This window comes from Pseudomonas sp. HR1 (assembly GCF_030175875.1).
Classification (GTDB): Bacteria; Pseudomonadota; Gammaproteobacteria; order Pseudomonadales; family Pseudomonadaceae; genus Chryseomonas; species Chryseomonas oryzihabitans.
In genome coordinates this window covers 1-23972 of sequence record NZ_JASNRF010000007.1, presented here as the reverse complement: position 1 = coordinate 23972, position 23972 = coordinate 1, and the positions used below count along the sequence as shown (strand labels likewise).

The window sequence follows — 23972 nt, the reverse complement described above, 5'->3', positions numbered from 1 at the left end:
GTGCAAGCCATGAACGCCCAAACCAACCTCATCACCGCCATCGACGCCCTCTTGCCGCAGACCCAGTGCGGCAAGTGCGGCCATCCCGGTTGCCAGCCCTATGCGGCGGGCATCGCCGCGGGCGAAGCGCACAACAAGTGTCCACCCGGCGGCACGGCCACCATCCTCGAGCTTTCGGCGCTGCTCCAGCGTCCGGCGCTGCCCCTGGACTCGCCCTACCCGGTGACGCCCAGCCAGCGTGCGGTGATTCGCGAGGCCGACTGCATCGGCTGCACCAAGTGCATCCAGGTCTGCCCCACCGACGCCATCCTTGGCGCAGCCAAGCTGATGCACACCGTCATCGAGAGCGAATGCAGCGGTTGTGAACTGTGTCTGGCACCCTGCCCGGTGGACTGCATCGACCTGGTGGCGGTACCGGCCCCGGTCGATCGCCCGGCGGAGCGTCGCCGCGCGCAGTACTACCGCCGCCGCTTCGACGCCCGCCAGGCGCGCCTGCAGCGCGACCGCGAGCGCCTGGAGGCCGAACGCCAGCGGCGGCAGGTGCCTCCTGCAGTCAGCACGCCGGCGGAGACGCCGGCCACCGCGGACGCTGCGCTCAAACCCTTGAAGATCGCCGCCGCCATGGCCCGGGTCGCCCTGCAAAAGGCCGAACGGCAACTGGCCCAGTACGGCACGTCCGCCCTGGAGGCCCAGGTGCAGCAACTGCGCGAAGCCGCCGAGCAGGCCCAGGTGGCCCTGGACAGCGCGCAGCGGGGGGCGGCCACCGCCAGGGCGCCGGCCCTGACGACGCCAGCCACCGACCCCGCCGCCCTCAAGCAGGCACGCATCGCCGCCACCCTGGCGCGCGCCCAGCTGGCCAAGGCCGAGCGCGCCTTCGGTAGCGCGCCCACCCCCGAGCAGAGCGCTCAACTGGCAACCCTGCGCGGCGCCGCTCAGCAGGCTGCCCACCGTCTCGCCGCACTGGAAAACCCGAACAGCCCATGAACGCCGCCAAACGCCTGGAGATCTTTCGCCGCCTGCACGAGGACAATCCCGATCCCAAGACGGAATTGGCCTACGCGTCGCCGTTCGAGCTGCTGATCGCGGTGATCCTCTCCGCCCAGGCCACCGATGTCAGCGTCAACAAGGCCACCGCCCGCCTCTATCCGGTGGCCAACACGCCCCAGGCCATCCTGGACCTGGGCGTGGAAGGGTTGTCGGAGTACATCAAGACCATCGGCCTCTACAACAGCAAGGCCAAGAACGTCATCGAGACCTGCCGGCTGCTGCTGGAGCGCCATGGCGGCGAGGTGCCCCAGACCCGCGAGGAACTGGAGGCGCTGCCCGGCGTGGGTCGCAAGACCGCCAACGTGGTGCTCAACACCGCCTTCCGCCAGCTCGCCATGGCAGTGGACACCCATATCTTCCGGGTCAGCAACAGAACCAATCTGGCACCCGGCAAGAACGTGGTGGAGGTCGAACTCAAGCTGCTCAAGGTGGTGCCCAAGGATTTCCTGCTGGATGCCCACCACTGGCTGATCCTGCACGGCCGCTATGTCTGCCAGGCGCGCAAGCCCCGCTGCGGCAGCTGCCGGATCGAGGATCTCTGCGAATACAAGGCGAAAACCTCTGACGATTGAAAAAGGGCCTGTCAAAGCCCTTTGGCGATTGAAAAAATCTTTTTTACCGGCCCCTGCTTTGTCGTTATAAGGTGCGCGAAAAGGTCCCGCAGCCCTGTCGATGAGTGCGTGTGATCCTGTCCAGCCTTGCAGGAGTTACCAATGGCCGAAGACAAAAGCGATATCGATGTAGACGATGATTTCGAGACCGATGGCGAAGCGCCCGAGACCGTCGAACCCGTCGTCAGCAAGACCAACCTGACCAAGCGGCGGCTGATCGACAACATGCTCGAAGAGCGCCGCCTGAAGCGGCAGATTTCCGAGTACGACTTCGATCTGTAAGCCATAAAAAACCCCAGCCTAGGCTGGGGTTCTGTCGTGCGGGGCGACCCTTACAGCAGGGTGCGGCCCTTGCCTGCGGCGATGCGCATGCGCAGGGCGTTGAGCTTGATGAAGCCCGCCGCGTCCGCCTGGTTGTAGGCGCCGCCGTCTTCTTCGAAGGTGGCGATGTTGGCGTCGAACAGCGACTCGTCGGACTTGCGGCCGACGACGATGACGTTGCCCTTGTACAGCTTCAGGCGCACCACGCCGTTCACGTTGGCCTGGGAGGCGTCGATCATCTGCTGCAGCATCAGCCGCTCGGGGCTCCACCAGTAGCCGGTGTAGATCAGGCTGGCGTACTTGGGCATCAGCTCGTCCTTGAGGTGGGCCACCTCGCGGTCGAGGGTGATGGACTCGATGGCGCGGTGGGCCTTGAGCATGATGGTGCCACCGGGGGTCTCGTAGCAGCCACGGGACTTCATGCCCACATAGCGGTTCTCGACGATGTCCAGGCGACCGATGCCGTTCTCGCCGCCGATGCGGTTCAGTTCGGCCAGCACGGTGGCCGGGCTCAGTTCCTTGCCGTCGATGGCGACGATGTCACCGTTGCGGTAGGTCAGCTCGAGATAGGTCGGGGTATCCGGCGCGGCTTCCGGCGACTTGGTCCAGCGCCACATGTCTTCTTCATGCTCGGTCCAGGTGTCTTCCAGCACGCCGCCCTCGTAGGAGATGTGCAGCAGGTTGGCGTCCATGGAGTACGGCGACTTCTTCTTGCCGTGGCGCTCGATCGGGATCTGATGCTTTTCGGCGTAGTCCATCAGCTTCTCGCGGGACAGCAGGTCCCACTCGCGCCAGGGCGCGATCACCTTGACGCCCGGCTTGAGGGCGTAGGCGCCCAGCTCGAAGCGCACCTGGTCGTTGCCCTTGCCGGTGGCGCCGTGAGAGATAGCGTCGGCGCCGGTCTCGTTGGCGATCTCGATCAGGCGCTTGGCGATCAGCGGACGGGCGATGGAGGTACCCAGCAGGTACTCGCCTTCGTAGACGGTATTGGCACGGAACATCGGGTAGACGAAGTCGCGGACGAATTCTTCGCGCAGGTCGTCGATGTAGATTTCCTTGACGCCCATGGCCTTGGCCTTGGCACGGGCCGGTTCGACTTCCTCGCCCTGGCCGAGGTCAGCGGTGAAGGTCACCACTTCGCAGTTATAGGTATCCTGCAGCCACTTGAGGATCACCGAGGTGTCCAGGCCGCCGGAATACGCCAGGACTACCTTCTTCACATCCGCCATGCCGTTCGCTCCCGTGTATTGCGTTGAGTCGGAAAGCGACAATTCTACTGGTCGCCTCGCTGCTTTTACAGGGGCGCGACGCACTCTGATGTCTGGGCGACATGCGGCCGGGGCGGATCAGCCCTTGGGCTTGGCCGGCGGTGCCGGGGTGGGCGCCGGCGATTCGGGCGGATTGGCCGCGGTACTGGTGGCTGGCGCAGCCGGCGGCTCGCCGCTCGGCGGGACCCGCGAGAACACCAGGGTCACCCGGCGGTTGAGCGCGCGATTGGCCTTGCTGGTGTTGGGCGCCACGGGGTACTGCTCGCCAAAGAAGCGCAATTCGATCTGCTCCGCGGCGAAGCCCTTGCTCTTGAGGTACTCCATCACCGCGATGGCGCGCAGCCGCGATTCCTGGCGGTTGTCCAGGCGGGTGCCCTGGTTGTCGCTGTAGCCGGAGACGATGACATGATTGACCGTCGGATCGGCGTTCAGGTATTCGTCGATGAGGTCGAGCTTGGCCTTGGCGAGGTCGTCGAGGGTATCGCCACCGCCTGGGAAATTGACCTGGGAATGGCGGATCTGCTCGAAGTTGACCGCCAGCAGCTTCTGGGTGCAGGCCTGGAATTGCTGGTAGGCCGGTTCGAAGCGCACCGGCAGCAGTCGTACCTCGACGCGGTCGTCCAGGGCCCCCGAGCGACTCACCTGGGGCATGCGCCCCTCCATCAGCCCCGCCAGCAGGCGCTGCGCCTGCTGCGCGCTGGTGGCCAGCGCCTGCTCGCCCTCAACCACCTTGACCGAGCCAAGGCTGATATCGCCCAGCCCCGGCTTCCAGGGCACCGCCGCCGCCTTCAGGCTGGCGCTGCCCGCCGGCAACCACTGGCCATTGGGCCGCAATTCGAACACCGTGGACTCGCCCGCGCGGCGCAGGAAGCCACCACTGCCGAAGCGCGGGATGGGCTGCAGCAGGCGACAGGCGAAGATGTCACCCTCCACCTTCCATTCCACGCTCTCGAGCCGGCTCTGGAAGGTCATCCCCCAGGCCGGAACGGCGAGCAGCAGACAGGAAAGGAAGAGGTAACGCGGGCGCACGTCGGACTCCGGAAAGAAAAAGCACCTGGGGTTCTTATCGGTCAAGGACGCGGAAAACTTGAGCGCGGTCCCGCCGCACGGGTGCCGGCTACCCCCTTTTCCGGTAGCATTTCCCTACTTTCCCGCAGCCTGGAATCCCGCATGACCGACCGGATCACCCTTGCCCGTCCCGATGACTGGCACATTCACCTGCGCGACGGCGCCGCCCTGCAGCAGACCGTCGCCGACGCCGCCCGGGAATTCGGTCGCGCCATCGTCATGCCCAACCTGGTACCGCCGGTGCGCAATGCCGAGCAGGCCGCCGCCTATCGCGAGCGCATCCTGGCGGCACGCCCGGCCGGCAGCCGCTTCGAACCGCTGATGGTGCTCTATCTCACCGACCGCACCAGCCCGGAAGACGTCCGCGCCGCCAAGGCCAGTGGCTTCGTGCATGCCGCCAAGCTCTATCCGGCCGGCGCCACCACCAACTCCGATTCCGGCGTGACCTCGCTGGACAACCTCTTCCCCACCCTGGAAGCCATGGCCGAGATCGGCCTGCCGCTGCTGGTGCACGGCGAGGTCACCCATGCCGAGGTGGACGTCTTCGATCGCGAGAAGAAATTCATCGATGAGCACCTGGTGCGCATCGTCCAGCGCTTCCCGACGCTGAAGGTGGTCTTCGAGCACATCACCACCGGCGACGCTGCGGCCTTCGTGCGCGAGGCCCCGGCCAACGTCGGCGCCACCATCACCGTGCATCACCTGCTGTACAACCGCAACCACATGCTGGTGGGCGGGATCCGGCCGCACTTCTATTGCCTGCCGATCCTCAAGCGCAACACCCACCAGAGCGCCCTGCTGGACGCCGCCACCAGCGGCAATCCCAAGTTCTTCCTGGGCACCGATTCGGCGCCCCACGCGCGGCACGCCAAGGAAGCGGCCTGCGGCTGCGCCGGCTGCTATACCGCCTATGGCGCCCTGGAGCTCTATGCCGAGGCCTTCGAGAGCCGCGATGCCCTCGACCGCCTGGAAGGCTTCGCCAGCCACTTCGGTGCCGATTTCTACGGCCTGCCGCGCAATGCCGAAACCGTCACCCTGGTGCGCGAGGACTGGCAGGCGCCGGCTTCCCTGCCCTTCGGTGACCACGAGGTGATTCCGCTGCGCGCCGGCGAGACCCTGCGCTGGCGCCTGGAGGTGGGTGCATGAGCATGGACGAGACCTTCAGCGACGAACTGGACGCCAGCCAGCCGATGTCCGACTCGCGCATCCCCATGGCACGTCGCTTCCGCGGCTATCTGCCGGTGGTGGTGGATGTCGAGACCGGCGGCTTCAACGCCGCCACCGATGCCCTGCTGGAAATCGCCGCCACCACCGTGGCCATGGACGAAGAAGGCGTGCTCTATCCGGATCACACCTACTTCTTCCGCGTCGAGCCCTTCGCCGGCGCCAACATCGAGGCAGCGGCGCTGGAATTCACCGGCATCAAGCTCGACCATCCGCTGCGCATGGCGGTGGGTGAAGAGCAGGCGCTCAGCGAAATCTTCAAGGGCGTGCGCAAGTCGCTCAAGTCCAGCGGCTGCAAGAGGGCCATCCTGGTCGGCCACAACAGCAGCTTCGACCTGGGCTTCCTCAATGCCGCGGTGCTGCGCTGCGGCCTGAAGCGCAATCCCTTCCACCCCTTCTCCAGCTTCGATACCGCGACCCTCGCCGGCCTGGCCTATGGCCAGACGGTGCTGGCCAAGGCCTGTCAGGCGGCCGGCATCGAATTCGATAACCGCGAAGCCCACTCGGCCCGCTACGACACCGAGAAGACCGCCGAGCTGTTCTGCGGCATCGTCAATCGCTGGCGGGAGATGGGCGGCTGGGTCGATCTCGACTGACCGTCCGTCGCCGATCCTGCCTTTGATGAGATTTTGCCGCCTACAACTTTGACAATCATTCTCATTGTCATTAGCTTTGGCGGCACCTCCACTCATACAGCAGGCGATCCATGTACGTGTGTCTTTGCCGTGGCGTGACCGACAAGCAGATTCGTGAAGCCATCTACGAGGGCTGCTGCAGTTATCGGGAAGTTCGGGAAAGCACCGGTTGCGCCACCCAGTGCGGCAAGTGCGCCTGCCTGGCCAAGCAGGTGGTCAAGGAAACCCTCGGCGAACTGCACGGCGCCCAGCAGCTCGCCTACGCGCTGGACGTGCCGCGCGCCTGAGCGCAAGCCCTGTAAAAAAAGCCGGACCCTGGGTCCGGCTTTTTTATTGTCTAATCAAACGCTTACGGAAAGGATGGAAAAGCTTCCGATTACCGTTCGATTTTCGTCGATTTTTCAACAACTTAAGCTTTTGACAAAGGGCTGTTCTACGCTCAGACTGCCGGCAATCCCACCCCATTCGCAGGTCCGGCCATGAAAGGCGATATCACCGTCATCCAGCATTTGAACAAGATCCTCGGCAACGAACTGGTGGCCATCAACCAGTACTTCCTGCATTCGCGGATGTACAACGACTGGGGTATCCGCAAACTCGGCCATCACGAGTACAAGGAATCCATCGACGAGATGAAGCACGCCGATCGCCTGATCGAGCGCATCCTGTTCCTGGAAGGCCTGCCCAATCTGCAGGACCTGGGCAAGCTGATGATCGGCGAGAATACCCAGGAGATGATCCAGTGCGACCTGCGCCTGGAAATCAGCGCCGTGGCCGACCTGCGTGAAGCCATTACCTACTGCGAAAGCGTACGGGACTACGTCAGCCGCGACATGCTCAAGGACATTCTCGAATCCGAGGAAGAGCACATCGACTGGCTGGAAACCCAGTTGAGCCTCATCGGCAGTGTCGGGATCGAGAACTACATCCAGTCGCAGATGCACGACGACGACGATTGATCGGGCAGATGCCCACAAAAAAGCCCGCACATTGCGGGCTTTTTCTATGGACCAGGGACTCAGGCGTCCTTGGTTTCCACGGCTTGCTTGATCAGGGTCTGCAATTCGCCCTTCTCGTAGAGTTCGGCGAGGATATCGCTGCCGCCGACCAGTTCACCACCGACCCACAGCTGGGGGAAGGTCGGCCAGTTGGCGTACTTGGGCAGATTGGCGCGGATTTCCGGATTCTGCAGGATGTCGACGTAGGCGAATTTCTCGCCACAGGCCATCAGCACCTGAGCGGCACGGGAAGAGAAGCCGCACTGAGGCGCGTTCGGCGAACCCTTCATGTAGAGCAGCACGGGATTGTTGGCAATCTGGTCTTTGATGGTATCGATGATGTCCACGATGCACCTCGCTAATACGGTGGGACGATTGTAACGGAAAGGCCGGTGGAACGCCGGGATTTCCGCGACGTCCAGCCCGTGACAGGCGCGGCTCGACCTGGCAATCGACCACGTTCCGACCCGGCCGTTCGCCAGCACCATGACCATCCCGAGCGGCGCCAGGCAAAACTTTGGCGCCCGGGCCGTGGTCAGGTTAAGGGTAGGCGCCGCTCGGTGCGCCTGATCCAAGACCCAGGAGAACTCCATGAGCCTGTTCAGCAAGATCCTCTCGAAGCTCGGCATTGGTGAAGCCCATGCGGATACCCCCGCCGCTGCGCCCACCACCGGCGCGACCGATACCGCCGCACCCGCCGGCAGCCCGGCCGCCCCGACCGGCGCCACCCCCATGAGCCAGGTGGACGTCGCCGCCAAGCTTGACGGTCTGGCCGCCCAGAAAGGCGAACAGCTCAACTGGAAGACCTCCATCGTCGACCTGCTCAAGCTGCTCGACCTGGACAGCAGCCTGACCGCCCGCCAGGAGCTGGCCAAGGAACTGAACTGCCCCGCCGACAAGATGGGCGACTCCGCCCAGATGAACATGTGGCTGCACAAGGCCGTTCTGCAGAAGCTGGCCGACAACGGCGGCAACGTCCCCGCTGACCTGCTGTAAGGCACCGCCCCTTCGCTACCCCGTCCCAGGCTAGCCGCTCGAAACGAAGGGCCTAGGCTGGGATGGTGGTAAAATGCGACATGAACTTATACCATTTCGCCTTTGGTCTTTCCGCCGTTTGAAACGGCATGCTCTCAGGTTCGCCGCGCCCTCCATGGACGGCCGTTACCGGGACGGGACGCTAGGGTAACGAAATGACGGTTCGCCACTTTCTTTCTTTCATGGACTGTTCCCCCGAGGAACTCCGGCAACTCATCGCACGCGGCATCGAGCTCAAGGCCCTGCGCAACCGCGGCGTGCTGCATGAGCCCCTGCGCAATCGCGTCCTGGGCATGATCTTCGAGAAGGCCTCCACCCGCACCCGCCTCTCCTTCGAGGCCGGCATGATCCAGCTCGGTGGCCAGGCGATCTTCCTCTCGTCTCGGGACACCCAGCTCGGCCGTGGCGAGCCCGTCCCGGACAGCGCTCGCGTCATGTCGAGCATGCTCGACGGCGTGATGATCCGCACCTACGCCCACGAGATGCTGACCACCTTCGCCGCCCATTCCCAGGTGCCGGTGATCAATGGCCTGTCGGACGATCTGCACCCCTGCCAGCTGCTGGCGGACATGCAGACCTTCTTCGAGCACCGCGGCGATATCCGTGGCAAGACCGTGGCCTGGATCGGCGACGGCAACAACATGTGCAACAGCTATATCGAGGCGGCCGAACAACTCGACTTCAATCTGCGCATCGCCTGCCCGGAAGGCTACGAGCCCAATCCGCGCTTTCTCGAACGCGCCGGCGAGCGCGTCCGGTTGACCCGGGATCCGCGCGAGGCCGTGGCCCAGGCGCACCTGGTCAGCACCGACGTCTGGACCTCCATGGGCCAGGAAGAGGAAACCCGCCTGCGCCTGGCGGCCTTCAAGCCCTACCAGGTCACCGCCGAGTTGCTCGATGGCGCCGCGCCGGATGTCCTCTTCATGCATTGCCTGCCGGCGCACCGCGGCGAAGAGATCAGCCATACCCTGCTGGACGACCCGCGCGCCGTGGTCTGGGACGAAGCCGAAAATCGCCTGCATGCCCAGAAGGCGCTGCTCGAATTCCTCATCAAGCCGCCACTGCACGCCTGATCCGGAGCCGAAGACCTCGGCCGCACCCTGGCCGCCGAGGTCTCACCATCACAGCAGCAGCTGCCCGCGCATGACCGTTACCGCGCGTCCGGCGATGCTGACCCTATCCCCTTCCAGCCGACACCTGAGCTGCCCGCCCCGCGCCGAAAGCTGCTGGGCGGTGAGCATCCGTTTGGCCAGTCGCCGCGACCAGTAGGGAATCAGGCTGCAGTGCGCCGAACCGGTGACGGGATCCTCGTCCACGCCCACCGCCGGGGCGAAGAAGCGCGACACGAAGTCGACCTCCTGGCCACGCGCGGTCACGATGACGCCCTGCCAGGGCAGCCGGGCGATGGCCGCCAGATCCGGCTTGCAGTCCCGTACCGCCTGTTCCGATTCCAACAGCACCAGCAGCTTGTCCGCCGCCAGGGCATCCACCGGCGATACCCGCAAGGCACGCTCCAGTTCGGGGGTCACCCCCAGCTCCGTGGGCACTAGCGCAGGGAAATCCAGCGCCAGCAGGCCGTCCACTTCGCGAAACACGCGCAGAACGCCCGACTGACTGATGAACGCCAGGCGGTCGCCCGCCTCGCCATACACCTCGAACAGGACATGCGCCGCGGCCAGGGTGGCATGGCCACACAGGGGCACCTCGGTCCGCGGGGTAAACCAGCGGATGCGCCAGGTATCTCCCTCCTGCACTACGAAGGCGGTTTCCGAAAGATTGTGCTCGGTGGCGATCCGCTGCAGCAGCTCGTCGGCTGGCCAGCTGTCCAGGCGGTAGACCGCGGCGGGATTGCCGCGAAAGGGCTGATCGGTGAAGGCATCGACCTGATGAAATTCTAGGGGCATGCGCGCTACCTGAGCAGAAGAAGAAAAACAGCGAGCGTCGCCGTCGCGCGGGCACCAGACCCCTGATGATCCCTGGCCGCGACGGCTACCTCTTGAGACCTGCCAACGGGCCGGTTGTCGCCAGAAGTCCTATGACCAAAATAGCAGGCGGCGTCGCATCGGCAATGAATTGTCGAACGTCGTCACTGTTTTTGCGCTCAGGAGCTTTGACAGTTTTCATATTTGAAATTAGATTTTCGGTTGCGAACAAATGGCTCCCCGGCCACCTATAAATACAACAACCACGAGGCTCCTCCATGAGTACTCTTCTCGCTCCAACGCTACGCGGTCAATGCATCGCCGAATTCCTCGGCACAGCCCTCCTCATCTTTTTCGGCACAGGTTGCGTGGCGGCCGCGAAGGTCGGCGGTGCCACCCTCGGCCTGTGGGAAATCAGCATCATCTGGGGCGTGGGTGTGAGCATGGCGGTCTACCTGTCCGCCGGGGTCTCCGGCGCGCATCTCAGCCCGGCCGTCACCATCGCCCTCTGGCTGTTCGGCGGCTTCGAAAGACGCAAGGTGCCGGCCTACATCCTGGCTCAGGTCGCCGGTGCCTTCTGCGGCGCGGCTCTGGTCTACGGCCTCTACAGCAGCCTGTTTTTCGATTATGAACAGGCCCACAACATGGTCCGCGGCAGCCAGGCGAGCCTGGAGCTGGCCGGCGTCTTCTCCACCTATCCCCATCCTTCCCTGTCGATTGGCCAGGCGTTCCTCGTCGAAGCCGTCATCACCGCGATCCTGCTCGCCATGATCATGGCCCTCACCGACGACGGCAACGGTCTGCCCCGCGGCCCGCTCGCGCCCCTGCTGATCGGCCTGCTGATCGCCGTGATCGGCGGCTCCATGGGCCCGCTGACCGGCTTCGCCATGAACCCGGCCCGGGATTTCGGACCCAAGCTGATGACCTTCTTTGCCGGCTGGGGCGAGATCGCCTTCACCGGTGGCCGTGACATCCCCTACTTCCTGGTGCCCATCTTCGGCCCCATCGTCGGTGCCTGCCTGGGCGCCGCCGGTTACAAGGCGCTGATCTGCCGCCATCTGCCCGGCCTGGCCTCCGGTGCCTGCGACGTTCCGGCCAAGGCCGAGGACAGTGCCCGCACCGAAGTGACCTCCGCCTCCAAAGCGTCCTGATCGCCGCGAATCACAATAAGGAACAAGACCATGACCGACCAGAACAAGCAGTACATCGTCGCGCTCGACCAGGGCACCACCAGTTCGCGCGCCATCGTGCTGGACCGCAATGCCAACGTGGTGACCATCGCCCAGCGCGAATTCGCGCAGATCTATCCGCAGGCCGGCTGGGTCGAGCACGATCCCATGGAGATCTGGGCCACCCAGAGCGCAGTGTTCGTCGAGGCCCTGGCCCAGGCCAGCATCAGCAACGAGCAGATCGCCGCCATCGGCATCACCAATCAGCGCGAGACAGCCATCGTCTGGGACAAGACCACCGGTCGTCCCATCTACAACGCCATCGTCTGGCAGAGCCGCCAGAGCACCGCGATCTGCGACCAGCTCAAGCGCGACGGCATGGAAGACCATATCCGCAAGACCACCGGCCTGGTGATCGACCCCTATTTCTCGGGCACCAAGATCAAGTGGATCCTCGACCACGTCGAAGGCAGCCGTGAACGCGCCCGCCGCGGCGAACTGCTGTTCGGCACCGTGGACACCTGGCTGATCTGGAAGATGACCCAGGGTCAGGCCCACGTGACCGACTACACCAACGCCTCGCGCACCCTGCTGTTCGATATCCACAAGCGCGAGTGGGACGCCACCATGCTCGAGGTGCTGGACATCCCGCGCGAGATGCTGCCTGAGGTGAAGTCCTCTTCCGAGGTCTATGGCCAGGCGCACCTGGGCAGCGGCCAGACCACCGGCATCCCCATCGCCGGTATCGCCGGCGACCAGCAGGCGGCCCTGTTCGGCCAGATGTGCGTGGAGCCGGGCCAGGCCAAGAACACCTATGGCACCGGGTGCTTCCTGCTGATGAACACCGGCGAGAAGGCGGTGCAGTCCCAGCACGGCCTGCTGACCACCATCGCCTGCGGTCCCCGCGGCGAGGTCAACTACGCCTTGGAAGGCGCCATCTTCAACGGCGGCTCCACCGTCCAGTGGCTGCGCGACGAACTCAAGGTGATCAACGATTCCCTGGATTCCGAGTATTTCGCCACCAAGGTGACCGACAGCAACGGCGTCTACCTGGTCCCGGCCTTCACCGGCCTGGGCGCGCCCTACTGGGATCCCTATGCCCGCGGCGCGCTGTTCGGCCTGACCCGCGGCGTCAAGGTGGACCACATCATTCGCGCCACCCTGGAATCCATCGCCTTCCAGACCCGCGATGTGCTGGATGCCATGCAGCAGGACGCCGGCGAAGCCCTGAAGTCCCTGCGGGTAGACGGCGGCGCCACCGCCAACAACTTCCTCATGCAATTCCAATCGGACGTGCTCGGCACCCGGGTCGAGCGGCCGGAAATGAAGGAGACCACCGCCCTCGGCGCGGCCTACCTGGCCGGTCTCGCCACCGGCTTCTGGAGCAGCCTGGACGAGTTGCGCAGCAAGAGCACCATCGAGCGCGTATTCGAACCGGCCTGTGATCCGACCAAGAGAGACAGCCTGTACAAGGGCTGGAAGAAGGCCGTCGAGCGTACCCGCGGCTGGGCGCTGGACTGAGTCGAATCCGACCGGGAGGCGACCGGCACCTGCCGGCCGCTTCCCGCAAGGCTCCCCCACGAGGCCGGCGTCTTCCGACGCCGGTCTTGCTTTGCGCGACAAGCGCTTTCCACCTGGATAGAGCTACGGCATCCTCTGTGAATTTACTCGATCACCTCAAGGAAGCCGTAATGAGCCTGGCGCCTCGCCAACAGCAGATTCTCGAACTGGTCCGTGAGCGCGGCTACGTCAGCATCGAAGAGCTGGCCCAGCATTTCTCCGTCACCCCCCAGACGATCCGTCGTGACATCAATCAGCTCGCCGAAGCCGGGCTGCTACGGCGCTACCACGGGGGCGCCGCCCATGACTCCAGCGTGGAAAACACCGAATACAGCATGAGAGCGGGCCAGATGCGCGAGGAAAAGCGCCTGATCGCCGAAGCCGTGGCTGCGGCTGTGCCCGACCATGCCTCGCTGTTCATCAATATCGGCACCACCACCGAGGCCATCGCCCATGCCCTGCTCGGGCATCGCAGCCTCAAGGTCATCACCAACAACCTGCACGTGGCCAACATCCTCAGCGCCAAGGACGACTTCGACGTGCTGATCGCCAGCGGCAAGGTGCGCAGCGATGGTGGCGTGGTGGGCCAGGCCACGGCCGACTTCATAAAGCAGTTCAAGGTCGACTACGCCCTGGTGGGCATCAGTGGCATCGACGAAGACGGCACCCTGCTGGACTTCGACTACCAGGAAGTCTGCGTCTCCCAGGCCATCATCCATAACGCCCGCCAGGTGTTTCTCGCCGCCGACTCCAGCAAGTTCGGCCGCAACGCCATGATCCGCCTGGGCAGCCTGGAACAGATCGACCAGCTGTTCACGGAGCAGGAGCCTTCCCCGGCCTTCGCACGCTGCCTGCGCGAGTGGCAGGTCAAGGTCGAAGTGGCGCGTCCGCGCTGATCCCTCGAGGCGACGACCATTCGTCGCCTCGCCTCTGTCTATATTCGTTTTTTTTCGTTTTAGCGGTCTTAAGCCACAGGCTTGGCTAGAACCTGAGTTTTTGCTGGGCTATTATGTTCGAAACCGAATAATTATGTTCGTTTCACAGGAGGCATCATGGCCCAGGCACCCACTGCAACTCCCCGGACTTACGATCTCGCCGTCATCGGCGGTGGCATCAACGGTGTAGGCATCGCGGCCGATGCAGCCGGCCGGGGTCTGTCGGTGTTTCTCTGTGAACGCGACGACCTGGCGAGCCATACCTCTTCCGCCAGCAGCAAGCTGATCCATGGTGGCTTGCGCTACCTGGAACATCACGAATTCCGCCTGGTGCGCGAAGCCCTCGCCGAGCGTGAGGTGCTGCTGGCCAAGGCGCCCCATATCGTCAAGCCGATGCGCTTCGTCCTGCCCCACCGTCCGCACCTGCGTCCGGCCTGGATGATCCGTGCCGGTCTCTTCCTTTATGACCACCTCGGCAAGCGCGAAAAGCTGCCGGGCTCCCGTGGCCTGAAGTTCGATGCCCAGGGGCCGCTCAAGGCCGAGATCAAGCGCGGCTTCGAATATTCCGATTGCTGGGTGGACGACGCCCGCCTGGTGGTGCTCAACGCCATGCAGGCGCGCGACAAGGGTGCCGACATCCTCACCCGCACCCGCTGCGTCAGCGCCCGGCGCGTCGAGGGTCACTGGGAAGTCGAGGTCGAGGGGCCCCAGGGCCGCCAGCAGATCCGCGCCAAGGGCCTGGTCAATGCCGCCGGCCCCTGGGTCGCCAGCTTCATCCGCCAGGACCTGCAGCAGAAGTCGCCCTATGGCATCCGCCTGATCCAGGGCAGCCACGTCATCGTGCCCAAGCTGTACGAAGGCGAGCAGGCCTACATCATGCAGAACGAAGACCGCCGTATCGTCTTCGCCATCCCCTACCTCGGCCAGTACACCATGGTGGGGACCACGGATCGCGAGTACCAGGGCGATCCGGCCAAGGTGACCATCACCGACCAGGAAATCGACTACGTCCTCGGGGTGGCCAACGCCCACTTCCGCAAGCAGCTCAGCCGCGACGATGTGCTGCACACCTTTTCCGGTGTGCGCCCGCTGTGCGACGACGAATCGGACAACCCCTCGGCCATCACCCGCGACTACACCCTGTCGCTGGCCGAGGAACAGGGCGCGCCGCTGCTGTCGGTGTTCGGTGGCAAGCTGACCACCTACCGCAAGCTGGCCGAATCGGCCATGGCGCAGCTGCAGCCTTTCTTCCCGCAGCTGGGCAACAGCTGGACCGCCTCGGCACCGCTGCCCGGTGGCGAGCAGATGACCACGCCCCAGGCGCTGACCCGCGAATTGCTGGACAAGGTCAGCGGCCTGACGCCCGCCCTGGCACAACGCTGGGCGACCACCTACGGCAGCCGCGTCTGGACCCTGCTGGGTGGTTCGCGCTCCGTGGAGGAGCTGGGTGCGGTGCTAGGCGCCGATCTGCATGTGCGTGAGGTGGAATACCTGCAGCGTCACGAGTGGGTCACTCGCGCCGATGACGTGCTCTGGCGGCGGACCAAGCTGGGCCTGGTGTTCACCGACGCCGAGCGGGCGGCCCTGGAAGACTTCCTGGCGCATTCGGAACCGACCCAGGCCACCAAGGGCAGCAACGCGGCCTGAGACCCAAGAAGAGTTGTCTCCCGGGCGGCAAATCCGCTCGGGGACGGTCAGAACTCACCCGGTAAGGACTGGCCAGAGGCGTCAGAGCATAGGCAGCACCATGAAAAGTCTTCATGATGCGCCTTTGTCTCCAGTACCAGCGCCATGTTCGAACTCCGTCACCTGAAAACCCTGCATGCTCTCCGTGAATCCTCCAGCCTGGTGGAAGCCGCAGAGCGACTGCACCTGACCCAGTCCGCGCTCTCCCATCAGTTCAAGGAACTGGAAGAGCGCCTGGGGACCCCGCTGTTCATCCGCAAGACCAAACCCATTCGCTTCACCAGTGCCGGCCTGCGGCTGCTGCAGACCGCAGACGCGGTGTTGCCGCACCTGCGCAGTGCCGAGCGGGACCTGGCGCGTCTGGTCGGGGGTACGGCGGGTCGCCTGCACATGGCCATCGAATGCCACAGCTGCTTCCAGTGGCTGATGCCGACCATTGACCAGTTTCGTGATTCCTGGCCGGAAGTGGAGCTGGACCTGGCCTCCGGCTTTTCCTTCGCGCCCCTGCCGGCGCTGGCCCGGGGCGATCTGGACCTGGTAGTGACGGCCGATCCGGTCGACCTCTCGGGGGTGACCTATGTGCCGCTGTTCACCTACGAGGCCCTGCTCGCGGTAGCCAACCAGCATCCGCTGGCGCAACGGCCCTATATCGTCCCCGAGGATCTTGCCCAGGAAACGCAGATCACCTATCCGGTGGAGCGCGATCGGCTGGATATCTTCACCCGCTTCCTCGATCCGGCCGATGTCGAGCCGCTGTCGGTGCGCACGGCGGAGATGACGGTGATGATGCTGCAGCTGGTGGCCTCGGGGCGTGGCGTCTGCTGCCTGCCCAACTGGGCGATCCACGAGTACAGCTCGCGCGGCTATGTGACCGCGCGGCGGCTGGGCGAGAAAGGGCTCTATGCAACGCTCTATGCGGCGATCCGCGAAGACATGCTGGAGGCGCCCTTCATGCAGGATTTCCTGCTGACCGCCAAGGACACCTCCTTCGCCACCCTGGAGGGGGTCAGCAGCGCGCGCTGAGCCGGCGCGCTGCTCGCGAGGGGCTTACTTGCTGTTGCCGCCCGGGAAGCCGGCGAACTTCTTGTTGAAGCTGGAAACCCGGCCTTCGACCTTCATCTGGCGCTGCTCACCGGTATAGATGGGGTGCGAGGCGCTGGATACGTCGAGGCTGATGTAGGGATAGGTCTCGCCTTCGTATTCCTGGGTACGGTCGCTCTCGGCGGTGGAGCGGATCAGGAAGTAGGTGTCCGAAGTGGTGTCGTGGAACAGCACGGGACGATAGTTGGGATGGATACCGGGTTTCATGAGGCGTCTCCTGGTCTGGGCGCCCGAGACGGGATGTCTCCTGCGCACCGATTAAAGATACATTATAACATATAAAGGTCGTTTTTGCAGCCCCGCCTGTGACGGTGACGGCAGCCATGGCCTTTGCAATGGAACCATCCGCCGCGCCCGGGGCTCGTAACCTGAGGCCCTGACCGGCGGTACCCCACCCTCTCTGAGACCCGCTGTCGGTCGGTGCGTGCGTTCAGGCCCGCGGCGCCAGACAGACGAACTGTCCGCCCCCTGCCCTGTTCACCCGCACAGCGCCCCTGCATTGGCTTCTCAAGGATGGCGAGAAGTCCACACGCATTGGATGCGCACGCCGGGTTCGGGACTGAACTCACCGCGCCGCATCCCAAGGATTCAAGAGGCACAGCACCATGTGCGGCATCGCCGGAGAGCTTCGTTTCGATCGTCAACCTGCATCCATCAGCGCGGTGGAGCGCATCACCCACCGCCTCGAACAGCGCGGCCCCGACGCCTGGGGTTTCCATAGCCAGGGGCCGGTCGCCCTGGGCCATCGGCGGCTGAAGATCATGGATTTGGCGGAAGCCTCAGGCCAGCCCATGATCGAGCCGGAGCTGGGGCTGTCGATGGTGTTCAACGGCGCCATCTACAACTACCCGGAACTGCGCAGCGAGTTGGAAGCCAAGGGTTACCGCTTCCACTCCGGCGGCGATACCGAAATCCTGCTCAAGGCCTATCACGCCTGGGGCAAGGCCATGCTGCCCAAGCTCAATGGCATGTTCGCCTTCGCCATCTGGGAGCGCGACAGCGGTCGGCTGTTCATCGCCCGGGATCGCCTGGGCATCAAGCCGCTGTACCTGTCCTTTACCGACAAGCGCCTGAGATTCGCCTCCAGCCTGCCCGCGCTGCTGGAAGCCGGTGACATCGACACCCGCATCGATCCGGTCGCCCTCAACCACTACCTGAATTTCCATGCCGTGGTGCCGGCGCCGCGCACCATCCTGCAGGGCGTGCAGAAGCTGCCGCCGGCGACCTGGATGACCGTGGACGCCTCCGGCCAGCAGCACCAGGAAACCTGGTGGACCCTGGACTACGGTCCCCACGAAGACGAGCGTCGCTACACCCTGGACGACTGGGCCGAACGGGTCCTGCATGGCCTCAAGGACGCCGTGGCGATCCGCCAGCGGGCGGCGCGCGAGGTGGGGGTGCTGCTTTCCGGCGGGGTGGATTCCAGTCTGCTGGTCGGCCTGCTGCACGATTCGGGGGTCAAGGACCTGCTGACCTTCTCCATCGGCTTCGAGGATGCCGGCGGCGAGCGCGGCGACGAATTCCAGTATTCCGACCTGATCGCCAATCACTACGGCACCCGCCACCACCAGTTGCGCATCGCCGAGGACGAGATCATCCAGCAGCTGCCGCGCGCCTTCTCGGCCATGAGCGAGCCGATGGTGAGCCATGACTGCATCGCCTTCTACCTGCTGTCGCGAGAGGTCTCCAAGCACTGCAAGGTGGTGCAGAGCGGCCAGGGCGCGGACGAACTCTTCGCCGGCTATCACTGGTATCCCCAGGTGCATGGCGCGGCCGATCCCTTCGCCGCCTACCGCGCCGCCTTCTTCGATCGCGACTATGCCCAGTACGCCGCCACCGTGCAGGCCGGCGTGCGCCTGGAGGAAGACGCCGCCGAGGCCTTCGTCCGTCAGCACTTCGCCAAGCCCGGCGCCAGCGCCGGCGTCGACAAGGCCCTACGCCTGGACAGTACCGTGATGCTGGTGGACGACCCGGTCAAGCGGGTCGACAACATGACCATGGCCTGGGGCCTGGAAGCCCGGGTGCCCTTCCTCGACTATCGCCTGGCCGAACTCTCGGCACGCATCCCCGCCGAATTCAAGCTGGGCGACGGCGGCAAGCAGGTGCTCAAGGCGGCGGCGCGCAAGGTCATTCCCCAGGAAGTCATCGACCGGCCCAAGGGCTATTTCCCGGTGCCGGGCCTCAAGCACCTGGAAGGCAACACCCTGACCTGGGTGCGGGAACTGCTGCTGGACCCAAGCCAGGATCGCGGCCTGTTCGAGACCGCCGAGATCGATCGCCTGCTGACCAATCCGGCCGACCGCATCACCCCCCTGCGCGGTTCCAAGCTCTGGCAACTCGCGGCGCTCAACCTCTGGCTGAGCGAGCACGGACTGTAAGGGCGGAACACCCATGAAAGCGACCAGCTACAACCAGCGCCTCCAACGCGCCCAGACGCCCTCCTACGAACGGCTGCAGGCGCGCCTGGCGGAAGGCGACCAGCCGACCTGCCAGCCGCTCTCCCTGCATTGCGGCTGGGGCCGGCTGCTCATCGGCCATACCTATCCCGACCCCGCCAGCCTGGCCAAGGAACTGCTCACCGAAACGCCCGGTGAGCGCGACATCGCCCTCTATGTGGCCGCGCCCCACCAGGTGCTGGCCCAGGCGCCGCAACAGCTGTTTCTCGACCCCAGCGACACCCTGCGGATCTGGTTCAGCGACTATCGTCCGGCCCGACGGATCTATCGTGGCTTTCGCATCCGCCGGGCCTGCTCCGCCCAGGACTGGAGCGAGATCAACCGCCTCTACCAGCAGCGTCACATGCTGCCCGTCGACACCGAGCGACTGACCCCGCGGCACAAGGGTGGCCCGGTGTACTGGCTGGCGCAGGACGACGACAGTGGCGCCATCATCGGCTCGGTGATGGGGCTCAATCACGTCAAGGCCTTCCAGGACCCGGATGGCGGCTCTTCGCTCTGGTGCCTGGCGGTCTCCCCGGACTGCAGCAGACCCGGCGTCGGCGAGGCGCTGGTGCGCCATCTGATCGAACACTACGCCAGTCGCGGCCTGGCCTTTCTCGACCTGTCGGTGCTGCACGACAACCTGCAGGCCAAGCGGCTCTACGACAAGCTGGGCTTCCGGCCGCTGCAGACCTTCGCGATCAAGTGCAAGAACGGCATCAACCAGACGCTGTTCCTCGGTCCGGGGCCGGCGGCCGAACTCAATCCCTATGCGCGCATCATCGTCGACGAAGCCCTGAGGCGCGGCATCGAGGTGCAGGTGGATGACGCCGAGGGCGGTCTCTTCACCCTGATCCAGGGCAACCGGCGCATCCGCTGCCGCGAGTCCCTGACCGACCTCACCTCCGCGGTGACCATGACCCTCTGCGCCGACAAGGTACTGACCAGCCGTACCCTGGCCCGGGCCGGGCTGCGGGTGCCGGAACAGCAAATGGCGGGCAGCGACGACGACAACGCCGCCTTTCTGGAGAAACACGGCGCCCTGGTGGTGAAGCCGGTCAACGGCGAACAGGGCAAGGGCGTGGCCGTGGACATCCGCGACGCCGAGCACCTCGCCGCGGCCATCCAGGCCGCGCGCCGATATGACGACAGGGTACTGCTGGAAAGCTTCCACCAGGGTCTCGACCTGCGCGTCGTGGTCATCGGCCACGAGGTGGTGGCCGCCGCCATTCGCCGTCCGGCGGAGATCGTCGGCGATGGCCGGCACAGCGTCAGGGACCTGATCGAAGCTCAGAGTCGTCGGCGCCAGGCCGCCACCGGCGGCGAGTCGCGCATCCCGGTGGACGAGGAAACCGAACGCGCCATCCGCAGCGCCGGCTACGAGTGGGACAGCATCCTGCCGACCGGTACCCACCTGGCCGTGCGCAAGACCGCCAATCTGCACACCGGCGGCATTCTGGAGGACGTCACCGACAGCCTCCATCCGGTGCTGGCCGACGCCGCCGTCCAGGCGGCCCGGGCGCTGGACATCCCGGTCACCGGCATGGACCTGCTGGTGCCCGCCGCCGATGCGCCCGACTACGTCATCATCGAAGCCAACGAGCGGCCGGGCCTGGCCAATCACGAACCGCGTCCCACCGCCGAACGCTTCATCGACCTGCTGTTCCCGTTGTCCCGGGAGGTTCCGCTATGAATCGCTTGCCCGAGCCCGATCTGGATTACCTGCGCAAGGTCCTGCTGGACATGCTGGCGATCCCCAGTCCCACGGGTTTCACCGACACCATCGTCATGTACGTCGCCGAACGGCTCAACGAACTGGACATCCCCTTCGAGCTGACCCGCCGCGGCACCATTCGCGCCACCATCAAGGGCCACAAGGAGAGTCCGGACCGGGCCGTCTCCGCGCACCTGGACACCATTGGCGCCATCGTCCGCGAGATCAAGGACAACGGTCGCCTGGGCCTGGCGGCCGTGGGCCACTGGTCCAGCCGTTTCGCCGAAGGCAGCCGCGTCAGCCTGTTCACCGATGACGGCACCCTGAGGGGCAGCGTGCTGCCCCTGCTAGCGTCCGGCCATGCCTTCAACACCGAGATCGACAAGATGCCGGTGACCTGGGACCACATCGAGCTGCGCCTGGATGCCGTGACCAAGAGTCGCCACGAGACCGAGCAGCTGGGCGTGCAGATCGGCGACTTCGTCGCCTTCGATCCGCTGCCGGAATTCACCGACAGCGGCTACATCAGTTCGCGCCATCTGGACGACAAGGCCGGCGTCGCCGCCCTGCTCACCGCCCTGAAGATGCTCAAGGAAAGCGGTCAGACCCCGCCGATCGACTGCCACCCGTTGTTCACCATCACCGAAGAGGTGGGCTCGGGCGCCGCCGGTGCCCTGCCCTGGGACGTCAGCGAATTCGTCGGTATCGACATCGCCCCCGTGGCGCCCGGCCAGCGCTCCGACGAGCACCGCGTCAGCGTGGCCATGCAGGACTCCTCCGGGCCTTACGACTATCACCTGTCGCGACATTTGCTGCGCCTGGCGCAACGCAACGACATCCCGGTGCGTCGCGACCTGTTCCGCTACTACTACAGCGACGCCCACTCGGCGATCAGTTCCGGCCAGGACGTGCGGGTCGCCCTGCTGGCCTTTGGCTGCGACGCCACCCACGGCTACGAGCGCACCCATATCGTCAGCCTGGCGGCGCTCAGCCAGCTGCTGACCGGGTACATGCTCAGCCCGCCGGTGTTCGACAGCGATGCCCAGCCGGCCGACAGCTCCCTCGACCGCTTCGGCCACCAGTTGCTGCCGGAAGACACCCAGATGGACAACCAGACCCACCTGCCGCCGCTGGAGGAGGTCGTCGGCGACGGCAGCAAGTAGCGTTCGATCAACGCGCCTGGGGTATCCTGGGCGCCTTTTTCCAGGCACCTCTCGATGATCATCCCCCACGACCAGCTCGCTGCTGCCACCCTCGACAACCTGCTGGAAGACTTCGTCACCCGCGACGGCACCGACAACGGTGACGAGACGCCCCTGGCGACCCGGACCCAGCGCGCGCGCCGCGCCCTGGAAACCGGCGAAGCCGTCATCCTCTTCGATCCGGACAGCGCCCTCTGCCAGCTGGTGCTGCGCCGCGACGTGCCGCCCGAGCTGCTGGACGACTAGCGCCTCTCGCGCCTGTTAGGCACTGCCACGCGGCGCCAGCAGGATTACAAGCGCCCCGGCCACGCAGAGCAAACCGCCCGCCAGATCCGTCCAGGTCGGTCGGGTACGCTCGACCAGCGCCAGCCAGCCCAGCGAAGCCACCACATAGATGCCGCCGTAGGCCGCATAGGCGCGTCCGGCGTAGGCCGCCTCGATACGGGTCAGCAACAGGGCGAAGAGCACCAGGCTGGCAAGTCCCGGCGCTATCCACCAGGGACTGCGATCCAGCCGCAGCCAGAGCCAGAAGGCATAGCAGCCGGCGATCTCGAACAGCGCGGCCAGCAGGAACCAGAGATAGTTCAGCATGGCGCCGCGCCGTCCTCCTGGCGATAGGGCAAGGCCTCGGCAGCCCGCTGCGCATAGGCCTGGACGCCGTCGCGCTCCTGCTCGAGAAACTCCGCCACTGCCGCTCTCAGGCCCGGATGCACCAGGTAGTGCCAGGAACGGGTCAGGGTCGGCTCGAAGCCACGAATCAGCTTGTGTTCGCCCTGGGCGCCGGCATCGAAGCGCTGCAGCCCCTCGGCGATGGCGTATTCGATCCCCTGGTAGAAACAGGTCTCGAAATGCAGCTGATCGAATTCCTGCAGGCAGCCCCAGTAGCGGCCATAGAGGGTGTCGCCGTCCTTGAGATAGAAGGCCATGGCCACCGGCCGGCTGCCCTGGCGGACCAGCACCACCCGGATCGCCGCAGGCAGCCGCTCGGCCAGCAGACTGAAGAAGGCACGGGTCAGATAGGGATCCTGGCCGCGCACCTCGTAGGTGTTGGCGTAGCAGGCATAGACGAAATCCCACTCCGCTTCGCTCAACTCTCCGCCTTGGCGCCATTCGAAGCTCACCCCCAGGCCGGCGACCTGGTCGCGCTCCTTGCGCAGCTGCTTGCGCTTGCGCGAGGTCAGGGCGGCGAGGAAGTCGCCGTAGTCGCCATAGCCGCGGTTGTGCCAGTGGAACTGGCAGCCAAGCCGCGCCAGCCAGCCCTCCCGATCCTCGAGCAGCGCATCGGCCTTGGGATCAGTGAAGTTGACGTGCAGGCTGGAGAGCTCCAGGCCGGCCAGGCTGCCGGTGGTGGCGTCCAGCAGGGTCGCGCAGGCGGCGGGATCGCCCAGCAGGCGCGCGCCCTGTACCGGTGAGAAGGGCACCGCGGCCAGCAGCTTGGGGTAGTAGTCGATCCCGGCCCGGCGGCAGGCATCGGCCCAGGCCCAGTCGAAGACGTATTCGCCATAGGAATGCATCTTGAGATAGGCCGGCATGGCGGCCCGCAGCTGCCCCTGTTCATCCCTGAGGATCTGGTGCGCCGGTTGCCAGCCGGTCCCCTGCCCGAGGCTGCCACTGTCTTCCAGGGTGGCGAGGAATTCATGGCGCAGAAAGGGCTGATCGTCCGCCAGCAGCGCGTTCCACTGGGCGGCAGGCACCTGGGCCAGGCTGTAGAGATACTCGACGATCATCCCACTCCCCTTGCTTGGACTCGGCCTACAGATCTAACACAGTAGCCGGACGGCTCCTGTGAAAGACTCTGGCGGCTGGCTTTCGTGCGGATGAAAAAAAACCGCCGTGAGGCGGTTTCTTTCGAGTGTGGCGTCCCCTAGGGGACTCGAACCCCTGTTACCGCCGTGAAAGGGCGGTGTCCTAGGCCACTAGACGAAGGGGACGATACCCTGGTGCAATCCTTGCGGATCACGAATTTGGTGGAGCTAGACGGGATCGAACCGTCGACCTCTTGCATGCCATGCAAGCGCTCTCCCAGCTGAGCTATAGC

Annotated in this window: 25 protein-coding genes and 1 tRNA gene; 18 read left to right on the top strand and 8 right to left on the bottom strand. The window is 65.2% G+C overall.

Going from position 1 to position 23972, the window contains the following annotated elements; genetic code table 11:
* The first annotated feature begins 9 nt into the window (after nt 1–9).
* The 3 genes from QKY98_RS20805 to QKY98_RS20795 all read left to right on the top strand — a co-directional run bounded on the left by QKY98_RS20805 (nt 10) and on the right by QKY98_RS20795 (nt 1940).
* On the top strand, nt 10–984 hold the full coding sequence (locus QKY98_RS20805) for an RnfABCDGE type electron transport complex subunit B (RefSeq protein WP_284671514.1): 975 nt from the start codon (nt 10–12) through the stop codon (nt 982–984).
* On the top strand, nt 981–1619 hold the full coding sequence (gene nth / locus QKY98_RS20800) for an endonuclease III (protein ID WP_042138452.1): 639 nt from the start codon (nt 981–983) through the stop codon (nt 1617–1619). The genes QKY98_RS20805 and nth overlap by 4 nt, the downstream gene beginning before the upstream one ends.
* 141 nt (nt 1620–1760) lie before the next feature.
* Complete coding sequence (locus tag QKY98_RS20795) at nt 1761–1940, top strand: PA3496 family putative envelope integrity protein (RefSeq protein ID WP_007162755.1); 180 nt, start codon at nt 1761–1763, stop codon at nt 1938–1940.
* Nucleotides 1941–1990: 50 nt separating this feature from the next.
* Here the strand turns inward: QKY98_RS20795 and QKY98_RS20790 are convergent, their stop codons facing one another.
* Together QKY98_RS20790 and QKY98_RS20785 are read right to left on the bottom strand one after the other, a co-directional pair.
* Nucleotides 1991–3208 (bottom strand): argininosuccinate synthase, encoded by a 1218-nt coding sequence (locus QKY98_RS20790; protein WP_007162754.1) that lies wholly within the window; start codon nt 3206–3208, stop codon nt 1991–1993.
* A gap of 117 nt (nt 3209–3325) precedes the next feature.
* The gene (locus QKY98_RS20785; RefSeq protein ID WP_058792452.1) at nt 3326–4276 is read right to left on the bottom strand and encodes a flagellar protein MotY; all 951 of its coding nucleotides are present in this window, start codon (nt 4274–4276) and stop codon (nt 3326–3328) included.
* Nucleotides 4277–4417: 141 nt separating this feature from the next.
* Here QKY98_RS20785 and pyrC point away from each other — a divergent pair, with 141 nt between their 5' ends.
* From pyrC to bfr, 4 genes are all read left to right on the top strand, one after another.
* Nucleotides 4418–5461 carry a dihydroorotase gene (gene pyrC / locus QKY98_RS20780; RefSeq protein ID WP_042138456.1) on the top strand — a complete coding sequence of 348 codons (1044 nt, stop codon included), beginning with the start codon at nt 4418–4420 and terminating at the stop codon, nt 5459–5461.
* Nucleotides 5462–5463: 2 nt separating this feature from the next.
* Nucleotides 5464–6135, top strand: a complete 672-nt coding sequence (gene rnt, locus QKY98_RS20775) for a ribonuclease T (protein ID WP_371099723.1) — start codon at nt 5464–5466, stop codon at nt 6133–6135.
* A 110-nt stretch (nt 6136–6245) separates the two neighbouring features.
* Nucleotides 6246–6461, top strand: a complete 216-nt coding sequence (locus QKY98_RS20770) for a bacterioferritin-associated ferredoxin (protein WP_007162750.1) — start codon at nt 6246–6248, stop codon at nt 6459–6461.
* Between the two features lie 192 nt (nt 6462–6653).
* Nucleotides 6654–7133 carry a bacterioferritin gene (gene bfr / locus QKY98_RS20765; RefSeq protein ID WP_027601307.1) on the top strand — a complete coding sequence of 160 codons (480 nt, stop codon included), beginning with the start codon at nt 6654–6656 and terminating at the stop codon, nt 7131–7133.
* 59 nt (nt 7134–7192) lie between these two features.
* On the opposite strand, the gene grxD is transcribed toward bfr, so the two are convergent.
* Nucleotides 7193–7519: a Grx4 family monothiol glutaredoxin gene (gene grxD / locus QKY98_RS20760; RefSeq protein WP_007162748.1), complete on the bottom strand. Its 327-nt coding sequence runs from the start codon at nt 7517–7519 to the stop codon at nt 7193–7195.
* 244 nt (nt 7520–7763) lie between these two features.
* On the opposite strand from grxD, the gene QKY98_RS20755 reads away from it, so the two are divergent.
* Together QKY98_RS20755 and argF are read left to right on the top strand one after the other, a co-directional pair.
* Complete coding sequence (locus QKY98_RS20755) at nt 7764–8168, top strand: DUF3597 domain-containing protein (protein ID WP_007162747.1); 405 nt, start codon at nt 7764–7766, stop codon at nt 8166–8168.
* A 194-nt stretch (nt 8169–8362) separates the two neighbouring features.
* Nucleotides 8363–9280 carry an ornithine carbamoyltransferase gene (gene argF / locus QKY98_RS20750; protein ID WP_007162746.1) on the top strand — a complete coding sequence of 306 codons (918 nt, stop codon included), beginning with the start codon at nt 8363–8365 and terminating at the stop codon, nt 9278–9280.
* Between the two features lie 48 nt (nt 9281–9328).
* On the opposite strand, the gene QKY98_RS20745 is transcribed toward argF, so the two are convergent.
* Nucleotides 9329–10111: a PhzF family phenazine biosynthesis protein gene (locus tag QKY98_RS20745; protein ID WP_007162745.1), complete on the bottom strand. Its 783-nt coding sequence runs from the start codon at nt 10109–10111 to the stop codon at nt 9329–9331.
* 296 nt (nt 10112–10407) lie between these two features.
* On the opposite strand from QKY98_RS20745, the gene QKY98_RS20740 reads away from it, so the two are divergent.
* The 5 genes from QKY98_RS20740 (at nt 10408) to metR (ending at nt 16502) form a co-directional block, all read left to right on the top strand.
* Complete coding sequence (locus QKY98_RS20740) at nt 10408–11280, top strand: MIP/aquaporin family protein (protein ID WP_027601308.1); 873 nt, start codon at nt 10408–10410, stop codon at nt 11278–11280.
* A gap of 30 nt (nt 11281–11310) precedes the next feature.
* The gene (gene glpK / locus QKY98_RS20735) at nt 11311–12819 is read left to right on the top strand and encodes a glycerol kinase GlpK (RefSeq protein ID WP_007162743.1); all 1509 of its coding nucleotides are present in this window, start codon (nt 11311–11313) and stop codon (nt 12817–12819) included.
* 170 nt (nt 12820–12989) lie between these two features.
* Nucleotides 12990–13754 carry a DeoR/GlpR family DNA-binding transcription regulator gene (locus tag QKY98_RS20730; protein ID WP_007162742.1) on the top strand — a complete coding sequence of 255 codons (765 nt, stop codon included), beginning with the start codon at nt 12990–12992 and terminating at the stop codon, nt 13752–13754.
* A 156-nt stretch (nt 13755–13910) separates the two neighbouring features.
* Entirely contained in the window at nt 13911–15440 is a 1530-nt protein-coding gene (glpD, locus tag QKY98_RS20725) for a glycerol-3-phosphate dehydrogenase (RefSeq protein ID WP_284671513.1), read from the top strand.
* Between the two features lie 144 nt (nt 15441–15584).
* Nucleotides 15585–16502: a transcriptional regulator MetR gene (metR, locus tag QKY98_RS20720; RefSeq protein ID WP_007162740.1), complete on the top strand. Its 918-nt coding sequence runs from the start codon at nt 15585–15587 to the stop codon at nt 16500–16502.
* A gap of 24 nt (nt 16503–16526) precedes the next feature.
* Here metR and QKY98_RS20715 read toward each other — a convergent pair whose 3' ends face one another.
* Nucleotides 16527–16787 carry a type B 50S ribosomal protein L31 gene (locus QKY98_RS20715; RefSeq protein ID WP_007162739.1) on the bottom strand — a complete coding sequence of 87 codons (261 nt, stop codon included), beginning with the start codon at nt 16785–16787 and terminating at the stop codon, nt 16527–16529.
* 398 nt (nt 16788–17185) lie between these two features.
* Here QKY98_RS20715 and QKY98_RS20710 point away from each other — a divergent pair, with 398 nt between their 5' ends.
* Genes QKY98_RS20710 through QKY98_RS20695 form a run of 4 tightly spaced genes read left to right on the top strand, consistent with a single transcriptional unit; the run spans nt 17186 to nt 22180 of the window.
* A complete protein-coding gene (locus QKY98_RS20710) occupies nt 17186–18958 on the top strand; it encodes an N-acetylglutaminylglutamine amidotransferase (protein WP_284671512.1) in 1773 nt (590 codons plus the stop codon).
* Between the two features lie 13 nt (nt 18959–18971).
* Nucleotides 18972–20711 (top strand): N-acetylglutaminylglutamine synthetase, encoded by a 1740-nt coding sequence (gene ngg, locus QKY98_RS20705; RefSeq protein ID WP_284671511.1) that lies wholly within the window; start codon nt 18972–18974, stop codon nt 20709–20711.
* The gene (locus QKY98_RS20700) at nt 20708–21895 is read left to right on the top strand and encodes an osmoprotectant NAGGN system M42 family peptidase (protein WP_007162736.1); all 1188 of its coding nucleotides are present in this window, start codon (nt 20708–20710) and stop codon (nt 21893–21895) included. The genes ngg and QKY98_RS20700 overlap by 4 nt, the downstream gene beginning before the upstream one ends.
* 54 nt (nt 21896–21949) lie before the next feature.
* Nucleotides 21950–22180: a YheU family protein gene (locus QKY98_RS20695; RefSeq protein ID WP_007162735.1), complete on the top strand. Its 231-nt coding sequence runs from the start codon at nt 21950–21952 to the stop codon at nt 22178–22180.
* 15 nt (nt 22181–22195) lie between these two features.
* On the opposite strand, the gene QKY98_RS20690 is transcribed toward QKY98_RS20695, so the two are convergent.
* From QKY98_RS20690 to QKY98_RS20680, 3 genes are all read right to left on the bottom strand, one after another.
* Nucleotides 22196–22525, bottom strand: a complete 330-nt coding sequence (locus QKY98_RS20690; RefSeq protein WP_007162734.1) for a YnfA family protein — start codon at nt 22523–22525, stop codon at nt 22196–22198.
* Complete coding sequence (locus tag QKY98_RS20685; protein WP_284671510.1) at nt 22519–23661, bottom strand: GNAT family N-acetyltransferase; 1143 nt, start codon at nt 23659–23661, stop codon at nt 22519–22521. The genes QKY98_RS20690 and QKY98_RS20685 overlap by 7 nt, the downstream gene beginning before the upstream one ends.
* A 128-nt stretch (nt 23662–23789) precedes the next feature.
* Nucleotides 23790–23865: transfer RNA gene (locus QKY98_RS20680), tRNA-Glu, on the bottom strand.
* Between the last annotated feature and the right edge of the window lie 107 nt (nt 23866–23972).

Bases quoted from the DNA above. Each gene is read 5' to 3' on its own strand.
- QKY98_RS20805 (WP_284671514.1), top strand. From the start codon at position 10: ATGAACGCCCAAACCAACCTCATCACCGCCATCGACGCCCTCTTGCCG.
- nth (WP_042138452.1), top strand. From the start codon at position 981: ATGAACGCCGCCAAACGCCTGGAGATCTTTCGCCGCCTGCACGAGGAC.
- QKY98_RS20795 (WP_007162755.1), top strand. From the start codon at position 1,761: ATGGCCGAAGACAAAAGCGATATCGATGTAGACGATGATTTCGAGACC.
- QKY98_RS20790 (WP_007162754.1), bottom strand. From the start codon at position 3,208: ATGGCGGATGTGAAGAAGGTAGTCCTGGCGTATTCCGGCGGCCTGGAC.
- pyrC (WP_042138456.1), top strand. From the start codon at position 4,418: ATGACCGACCGGATCACCCTTGCCCGTCCCGATGACTGGCACATTCAC.
- rnt (WP_371099723.1), top strand. From the start codon at position 5,464: ATGGACGAGACCTTCAGCGACGAACTGGACGCCAGCCAGCCGATGTCC.
- QKY98_RS20770 (WP_007162750.1), top strand. From the start codon at position 6,246: ATGTACGTGTGTCTTTGCCGTGGCGTGACCGACAAGCAGATTCGTGAA.
- bfr (WP_027601307.1), top strand. From the start codon at position 6,654: ATGAAAGGCGATATCACCGTCATCCAGCATTTGAACAAGATCCTCGGC.
- QKY98_RS20755 (WP_007162747.1), top strand. From the start codon at position 7,764: ATGAGCCTGTTCAGCAAGATCCTCTCGAAGCTCGGCATTGGTGAAGCC.
- argF (WP_007162746.1), top strand. From the start codon at position 8,363: ATGACGGTTCGCCACTTTCTTTCTTTCATGGACTGTTCCCCCGAGGAA.
- QKY98_RS20745 (WP_007162745.1), bottom strand. From the start codon at position 10,111: ATGCCCCTAGAATTTCATCAGGTCGATGCCTTCACCGATCAGCCCTTT.
- QKY98_RS20740 (WP_027601308.1), top strand. From the start codon at position 10,408: ATGAGTACTCTTCTCGCTCCAACGCTACGCGGTCAATGCATCGCCGAA.
- glpK (WP_007162743.1), top strand. From the start codon at position 11,311: ATGACCGACCAGAACAAGCAGTACATCGTCGCGCTCGACCAGGGCACC.
- QKY98_RS20730 (WP_007162742.1), top strand. From the start codon at position 12,990: ATGAGCCTGGCGCCTCGCCAACAGCAGATTCTCGAACTGGTCCGTGAG.
- glpD (WP_284671513.1), top strand. From the start codon at position 13,911: ATGGCCCAGGCACCCACTGCAACTCCCCGGACTTACGATCTCGCCGTC.
- metR (WP_007162740.1), top strand. From the start codon at position 15,585: ATGTTCGAACTCCGTCACCTGAAAACCCTGCATGCTCTCCGTGAATCC.
- QKY98_RS20715 (WP_007162739.1), bottom strand. From the start codon at position 16,787: ATGAAACCCGGTATCCATCCCAACTATCGTCCCGTGCTGTTCCACGAC.
- QKY98_RS20710 (WP_284671512.1), top strand. From the start codon at position 17,186: ATGTGCGGCATCGCCGGAGAGCTTCGTTTCGATCGTCAACCTGCATCC.
- ngg (WP_284671511.1), top strand. From the start codon at position 18,972: ATGAAAGCGACCAGCTACAACCAGCGCCTCCAACGCGCCCAGACGCCC.
- QKY98_RS20700 (WP_007162736.1), top strand. From the start codon at position 20,708: ATGAATCGCTTGCCCGAGCCCGATCTGGATTACCTGCGCAAGGTCCTG.
- QKY98_RS20695 (WP_007162735.1), top strand. From the start codon at position 21,950: ATGATCATCCCCCACGACCAGCTCGCTGCTGCCACCCTCGACAACCTG.
- QKY98_RS20690 (WP_007162734.1), bottom strand. From the start codon at position 22,525: ATGCTGAACTATCTCTGGTTCCTGCTGGCCGCGCTGTTCGAGATCGCC.
- QKY98_RS20685 (WP_284671510.1), bottom strand. From the start codon at position 23,661: ATGATCGTCGAGTATCTCTACAGCCTGGCCCAGGTGCCTGCCGCCCAG.